Raw genomic sequence first — 6,121 nt, 5'->3', positions numbered from 1 at the left:
GGAGCGCGGGTGATCCGCGTCCTGCTGGCCGACGACCAGGTCCTGGTCCGGGCCGGCTTTCGCGCGCTGCTCGACGCGCAGCGCGACATCGACGTGGTGGGGGAGGCGGCCGACGGCGAGCAAGCACTGCGTCAGGTCCGTGAACTCGCCCCCGACGCCGTCCTCATGGATATCCGGATGCCGCTGCTGGACGGCCTCGCCGCCACTCGCCGGATCACCGGGGATCCGGCGCTGGCCGCGGTGAAAGTGGTGATCTTGACCACCTTCGAGCTGGACGAGTACGTCTTCGAGGCGATCCGGGCCGGCGCCTCCGGCTTCCTGGTCAAGGACACCGAACCGGCGGAACTGCTGCGCGCGCTCCGGGCGGTGGTGGGCGGGGACGCGCTGCTCTCCCCGGGGGTGACCCGGCGGCTCATCGCCGAGTTCGCGGCCCGCTCCAAGGAGCCCGCCGCGGCCGCCGCCCTGGACGCGCTCACCGATCGCGAGCGCGAGGTGATGGCGCTGGTCGGCATCGGACTGTCCAACGACGAGATCGCCCGCCGCCTCGTGGTGAGCCCGCTCACCGCCAAGACGCATGTCAGCAGGGCCATGGTGAAGCTGGGTGCCCGCGATCGGGCCCAACTGGTCGTGATGGCCTACGAATCCGGTCTGGTCCGCCCCGGCTGGCTGGGCTGACCGGCCGCCGTGTCGAGATCCCGCGACCGGTTCCCCTGCTCGAAACGGCGCAAGGTCAGCGCCACCCGCCCGCAGAAGATGCCGGTGGCCAGCACGACCGCCGCCGTGAACCATCCCTGGCGGGCGGTGCCGTGCGCCGCGTCGGCCAGTACCGGACTGATCGTCGCGGCGAAGCCGGCGGCGGCGAGCAGAATCCCGGTCGCGGCGGCGTAGACGATCTCGACGGTGGTCGCGTCCCGTTCGTCCTGTGTGCGCGCGCTGCGCATCTGATTCCTCCCCACCACGTCCCCCGACGATCCGTCAATTGTGCCACGCACGGCGGAGGGCCCCGGGCGATTTCTCGCGCGCGGGGCCCCTGCGTCAGCGAAGACCGAGGTCAGTCGCGCACCACCACCGGCTCGGCGGCCTCGCCACGCAGCTCACCGTCCCGCCGGGCGTCCTCGTCCGCCGAGGAGGCCACCAGGATTCCGTACGAGGGCCGGCGCCTGCGCAGCCCGGACAGCGTCAGCAGCAGGCCGGCCGCTCCGATGCCGGCCACCACCCACAGTCCGGGGCGGTAGCTGTCGAGGATCGCCTGCTTGGTGGCCGGGTGGGTCCCGGCGTGCGAGGTGACCACCGCGGTGACGACCGCGAGGAAGATCGCGCCCCCGACCTGGAAGGAGGTGTTGAGCAGACCCGAGACCATGCCCTGCTCGTGGTCCTTCACGCCATTGGTCGCCTGGATGTTCAGGGACGGGAAGGCGGTGGCGAATGCGGCGCCGAGCAGCAGCATCGACGGCAGGATGACGCCTGCGTAGCTCGGGTGCAGGTCGATCCGCAGGAAGAGGATGTAGCCGATCACCAGGGAGGTGAAGCCGGCGGCGATCACCCGGGCGGTACCGAAGCGGTCCACGATCGGACCCATCCGGGTGGAGAGGATCGCCACCAGGGCGCCGGCCGGCAGGAAGGCGAGCGCGGTCTGCATGGCGCTGTAGCCCAGCACGTTCTGCAGGTACTGCGTGACCAGGAACTGGAAGGCGACATACGACCCGAAGAAGGTGGCCGCGCCGAGGTTGGCCCGTACCTGGCCGGAGGAGCGCAGCACGCCGAGCCGGATCAGCGGGTGCGGCGAGCGCTGTTCGATGACGACGAAGGCGGCGAGCAGCGCCGCGACCCCGGCGAAGGAGCCCAGGGTTCTGGCCGAGGCCCAGCCCGCTTGGGACGCGGACACCACGGTGAACACCAGCAGCAGCATGGAGCCGGTGCCGGTGACAGCGCCCGGCAGGTCGTAGCCGCGGGCCCCGTTCCGTTCCCGGGGGATCTTCGGGATCAGCTTCAGGCCGGCGATCAGCGCGATCAGCGCGACCGGCGCGGGCAGCAGCATCGTCCAGCGCCAACCCGCCTCGGTGAGGAAACCGGACAGCACCAGGCCCATGGAGAACCCGGTGGCGCCGCAGCTCGAGTAGATGGTCAGGGCCCGGTTGCGCACCGGCCCCTCGGCGAAGGTGGTGGTGATGATCGACAGGCCGGCCGGGGCGGTGAACGCGGCGCTCAGGCCCTTGATGAAGCGGGTCGCGATCAGCAGTTCGCCGGAGTCCACGAGCCCGCCGAGCAGCGAGGCGACGGCGAAGACACCGAGGGCGATCAGGAAGACGCGGCGCCTGCCGAGCAGGTCGGCGGCGCGTCCGCCGAGCAGCAACAGGCCGCCGTAACCGAGGATGTAGCCGCTCACGACCCACTGCAGCGAGGACGTGGACAGGTGGAGTTCGTCGCCGATCGACGGGAGGGCCACGCCCACCATCGACACATCGAGGGCGTCGAGGAACAGCGCGGCGCAGAGCACCAGGAGAGTGCCCCACTGCAGGGCGCTCCACCGCTCTTCCGCGCGGGGGACGGTGATTGACGGAGAGGTCATGGGCGACAGACTTACATGCACGCGCATTCAATGCAAGCGCATTTAATGCCCATGCATGTTGGTCCATTTGCTGCTACCCTCGGCGGCATGACCGGCGACAAGGATGAGCGGGCGCTCGTGGCGGAATGGCGGGAGATCCTCGCCATCCACGCGCGCACGGCATGCGAGATCGACCGCGAACTCCACCCGCACGGACTGTGCGCCAGCGACTTCGAAGTGCTCGACGTGCTCGCCGACGGCGAGGCGGAGGACGGCGGCTGCACCTTTCGCGTGCAGGAACTCGCCGACCGGGTCCACCTCAGCCAGAGCGCGCTGTCCCGGCTGGTCGCCCGGCTGGAGAAGGACGGCCTGGTGGACCGCGGGATCTGCAGCGAGGACCGGCGCGGGGTGCGGGTCGGCATCACCGCCGCGGGCCGCGAGCGCTACGAGCGGGCGCGGCCCGGCCACCTCGCCGTCCTGGAGCGGATGCTGCCGAAGGGCTGAGGACGGCTTCGTCCCGCCCCGGCCCGCTCCGTCCTTCGGGTCCGTTCTCGCCGGTCCAGGTCCGCCGGCGGAGCCGAACTCCCGTCGCCTCGCTCCGCGATCGTACGATCCGGCGCCGAAGCGTCGCCGCGTTGAGTCGCCGCGCCGAAGTTTCCCCGATCAAGCGGTCGCGCCGCTGTGGCGCGTGGCCCAGGCGATCCCCGCCGCGACGGCGGCCAGCAGGGAGACCGTTGTCAGCGCGGTGGGCAGCCCGAACGCGTCGGCGAGGAAGCCGATCGAGGGCGGGCCGAGCAGCATCCCGCCGTAGCCGAGGGTGGACGCGGCGGCCACCCCGCTCGGACCCGTCAGCTCCCCGGCCCGGGCGATGGCGGTCGGGAAGAGATTGGCCAGCCCGAGGCCGGTGACGGCGAAGCCGATCATGACCAGCGGGATCGCCGGAGCCAGTGCCCCGATCAGCATTCCGCTGCAGGCCACGAGCCCGCCCAGCACCAGCGCCCGGGTCTGGCCGAGCCGGAGCAGCAGCGCGGTGCCGGAGAGCCGTCCCAGCGTCATCGCCAGGGTGACGCAGGCGTAGCCGGCCGCCGCGATGCCCGGACCGCCGTGCAGATCCTGCTGGATGTGCAGCGGTCCCCACTCGGCGAGCGCGCCCTCGCCGTACGCCGTGCAGGCCGCGATCAGTCCGAAGACGGCGACCAGTGCGGTGGACGGCCGGATCTCGGCGGCGGACTTCCCGCCCCGTGACGCGTCCCGGGACGAGACGGGAGGTGCGCCCTCGGCGGTGACCTCGGCGGTGACCTGGCCCGCGCCGGGGGAGGAGGCCGGGGCTGCCGGGTCCGAGTCCGGGTTCGGGTCCTGGGCGGCCTCCGGCACGGGCGGCGTCACCTCGCCGGCCGCGGGCGGGCCGGCCACCGTTCCGACGGCCGCCTGCCCGCGCAGCGGATGGGCCACCAGGACGCGCCCGGCGAGCCCGACCGCCACCAGGCCGATCGGCGTGAGCAGCAGCAGATGCGTGGCCGGGGACAAGTGCGGCGCCAGCAGGCCGCCGATGCCGGCGCCGGTCAGCCCGCCCATGCTGTACGCGGCGTGGAAGCTGGACATCACCGGGCGCCGGAGCGCGGCCACGAGGTCGACGGCGACGCTGTTCATCGCCACGTTCATGCCGCCGTAGGAGATGCCGAAGCAGAGCAGCACCAGGCCCAGGGCCATCGCGGAGTGGGTACGGGGCGGCAGGGCGATGCTCAGCGAGAGGAGGACGCCGGTCGCCACCGTCACCCGCTCGCTGCCGTACGCGCGGCACAGCCGCCCGGTGAGCACCATGGTGGCCACCGCGCCGACCGACACGCCCAGCAGCGCCAGGCCCAACTGGCCGGCGGACGCGCCCACCTGGGCCTTGATGGCGGGGATGCGGACCACCCAGCCGGCGAACAGGAACCCGTCGACGGCGAAGAAGACGGTGAGGGCGACGCGAAGTCTGCGCAGGGCGGGGTCGGGGGCGGGAGTGTGGTGGGATCGGGACAACGCCGTCCCTATTTTGTTTAGCGTCGGCACAAAGTCAGAATAGGGGGGTGACACAGATTCGGACAAGGCTTGAGCGAGGCCGGGGTGCGCTCGGCCCGGCGCTCTCCCTGGTGCATACCGGCCGCGCGGCAACCCGCGCCCTGCTCACCGCCGAACTCGGGGTGACCAGGGCCACGGCCGGAGCGGTGGCCGCGGAGCTGGAAGCGCTCGGCCTGATCCTGGTCGACACCCGGCCCGCCGGTCCTTCCGGCGCCCAGGGCCGGCCCTCGCACCGGCTCGACGTCGCTCCGGGCGGTCCGGTGGCGCTCGCCGCGCAGGTGCACGCCGACGGCTTCCGGGCCGCGCTGGTCGGGCTCGGCGGCGAGATCGTGGCCACCGCGCCGGGCACCATGACTGTGCCGGCCGACCCGGCGCACGTCCTGGGCGCGGTTGTCGAGGCCGGGGCGCGGCTGCTGCGCGACTCCGGCCGGGTGTGCGTGGGGGCCGGGCTCGCCGTTCCGTCGGCGGTCGCCGAGCCCGAGGGCACCGCGCTCAACCCGCTGCACCTGGCCTGGCCCGCGGGAGCGCCGGTACGGGAGGTGTTCGCCGCCCAGATCGCGCGGGTCGGCATCCTCGGACCCGACGGCGAGCCCGTGCCGTCGTTCGTGGGCAACGACGTGAACGTGGCCGCGCTCGCCGAACACCGGCACGGGGCCGGCCGCGACGCCCAGCATCTGCTGGTGGTCGCCTCCGGGCACCGCGGGGTCGGCGGCGCGCTCGTGCTGGACGGCCGCCTGCACACGGGCAGTTCGGGGCTCGCCCTGGAAGTGGGACACCTCACCGTGCTGCCGGACGGGCGGCCCTGCCACTGCGGCAGTCGCGGCTGCCTCGACGTCGAGGCCGACCCCCTGGCCTTCGTGGAAGCGGCCGGCCGGGCCCCGGGCCCGGAGGTCTCGCTGCTCCAGCAGTCCATCGACCTGCTCCAGCAGGAGTACGCCGATCCGTCCGTGCGGGCCGCCGCGCAGGTGCTGATCGACCGGCTCGGGCGCGGGCTGGCCGGGCTGGTCAATGTGCTCAACCCGGACCGCATCCTGCTCGGCGGCCTCCACCGCTACCTGCTGGACGCCGATCCGGAGGCGCTGCGGGCGGTCGTGGCCGACCACAGTCTGTGGGGGCGCAGCGGGGGTGTGCCGGTGCTGGCCTGTGCGCTGGACCACAACAGCCTGGTGGGGGCGGCCGAGTTGGCGTGGCAGCCGGTGCTGGACGATCCGCTGGCGGTGCTGGGGGTCTGACGGGCCGGCGGCTGACGGACCGCAGCCGGGGGCCGACCGGGCGGCGGGCGGGCGGCGGCCTCGACGCGCCGTCAGAACAGCGGCTCCGGCGCCTCCACCGGGCTCCGCACCGCGGTCGTGGGCAGGTCGGACACCGCGTGCGGCCCGGCGCGGCGCAGCGGCCAGCCCGCGGTCAGCCGGGTGTCGAGCAGCAGCACCTCGTCGGGCGTCTCGATGTGCAGGTCGTGGCCGGCGACCGCGCGGACCGCGCCGGTCAGCGACCGGCCCGCGGCGAGCGCGG

6 protein-coding genes and 1 pseudogene are annotated in these 6,121 nt (G+C 73.5%); 3 read left to right on the top strand and 4 right to left on the bottom strand.

What is annotated here, in order from left to right:
• The first annotated feature begins 9 nt into the window (after positions 1 to 9).
• Complete coding sequence (locus GA0115240_RS14905) at positions 10 to 675, top strand: response regulator transcription factor (RefSeq protein ID WP_093737155.1); 666 nt, start codon at positions 10 to 12, stop codon at positions 673 to 675.
• Here the strand turns inward: GA0115240_RS14905 and GA0115240_RS14900 are convergent.
• Together GA0115240_RS14900 and GA0115240_RS14895 are read right to left on the bottom strand one after the other, a co-directional pair.
• Positions 636 to 941 carry a DUF6332 family protein gene (locus GA0115240_RS14900; RefSeq protein WP_093737154.1) on the bottom strand — a complete coding sequence of 102 codons (306 nt, stop codon included), beginning with the start codon at positions 939 to 941 and terminating at the stop codon, positions 636 to 638. The two genes, GA0115240_RS14905 and GA0115240_RS14900, sit on opposite strands and share 40 nt — an antisense overlap.
• Positions 942 to 1,051: 110 nt before the next feature.
• Positions 1,052 to 2,569, bottom strand: coding sequence for an MFS transporter (locus tag GA0115240_RS14895; RefSeq protein ID WP_093737153.1), 1,518 nt, complete (start codon positions 2,567 to 2,569; stop codon positions 1,052 to 1,054).
• Between the two features lie 87 nt (positions 2,570 to 2,656).
• Between GA0115240_RS14895 and GA0115240_RS14890 the strand changes: the two genes are divergently transcribed.
• Positions 2,657 to 3,052: a MarR family winged helix-turn-helix transcriptional regulator gene (locus GA0115240_RS14890; protein ID WP_093737152.1), complete on the top strand. Its 396-nt coding sequence runs from the start codon at positions 2,657 to 2,659 to the stop codon at positions 3,050 to 3,052.
• 159 nt (positions 3,053 to 3,211) lie between these two features.
• Here GA0115240_RS14890 and GA0115240_RS14885 read toward each other — a convergent pair whose 3' ends face one another.
• A complete protein-coding gene (locus tag GA0115240_RS14885; protein ID WP_093737151.1) occupies positions 3,212 to 4,600 on the bottom strand; it encodes an MFS transporter in 1,389 nt (462 codons plus the stop codon).
• Between the two features lie 17 nt (positions 4,601 to 4,617).
• Here GA0115240_RS14885 and GA0115240_RS14880 point away from each other — a divergent pair, with 17 nt between their 5' ends.
• Entirely contained in the window at positions 4,618 to 5,841 is a 1,224-nt protein-coding gene (locus GA0115240_RS14880) for an ROK family protein (protein WP_093737150.1), read from the top strand.
• Positions 5,842 to 5,912: 71 nt separating this feature from the next.
• Here the strand turns inward: GA0115240_RS14880 and GA0115240_RS36915 are convergent.
• Positions 5,913 to 6,121: pseudogene (locus GA0115240_RS36915) on the bottom strand (DUF2797 domain-containing protein); the annotation flags it as partial.

This window comes from Streptomyces sp. DvalAA-14 (genome assembly GCF_900091855.1).
Lineage (GTDB): Bacteria > Actinomycetota > Actinomycetes > Streptomycetales > Streptomycetaceae > Actinacidiphila.
Note: the sequence above shows the minus strand (reverse complement) of the source record. Positions and strands in the feature narration are given on the sequence as shown.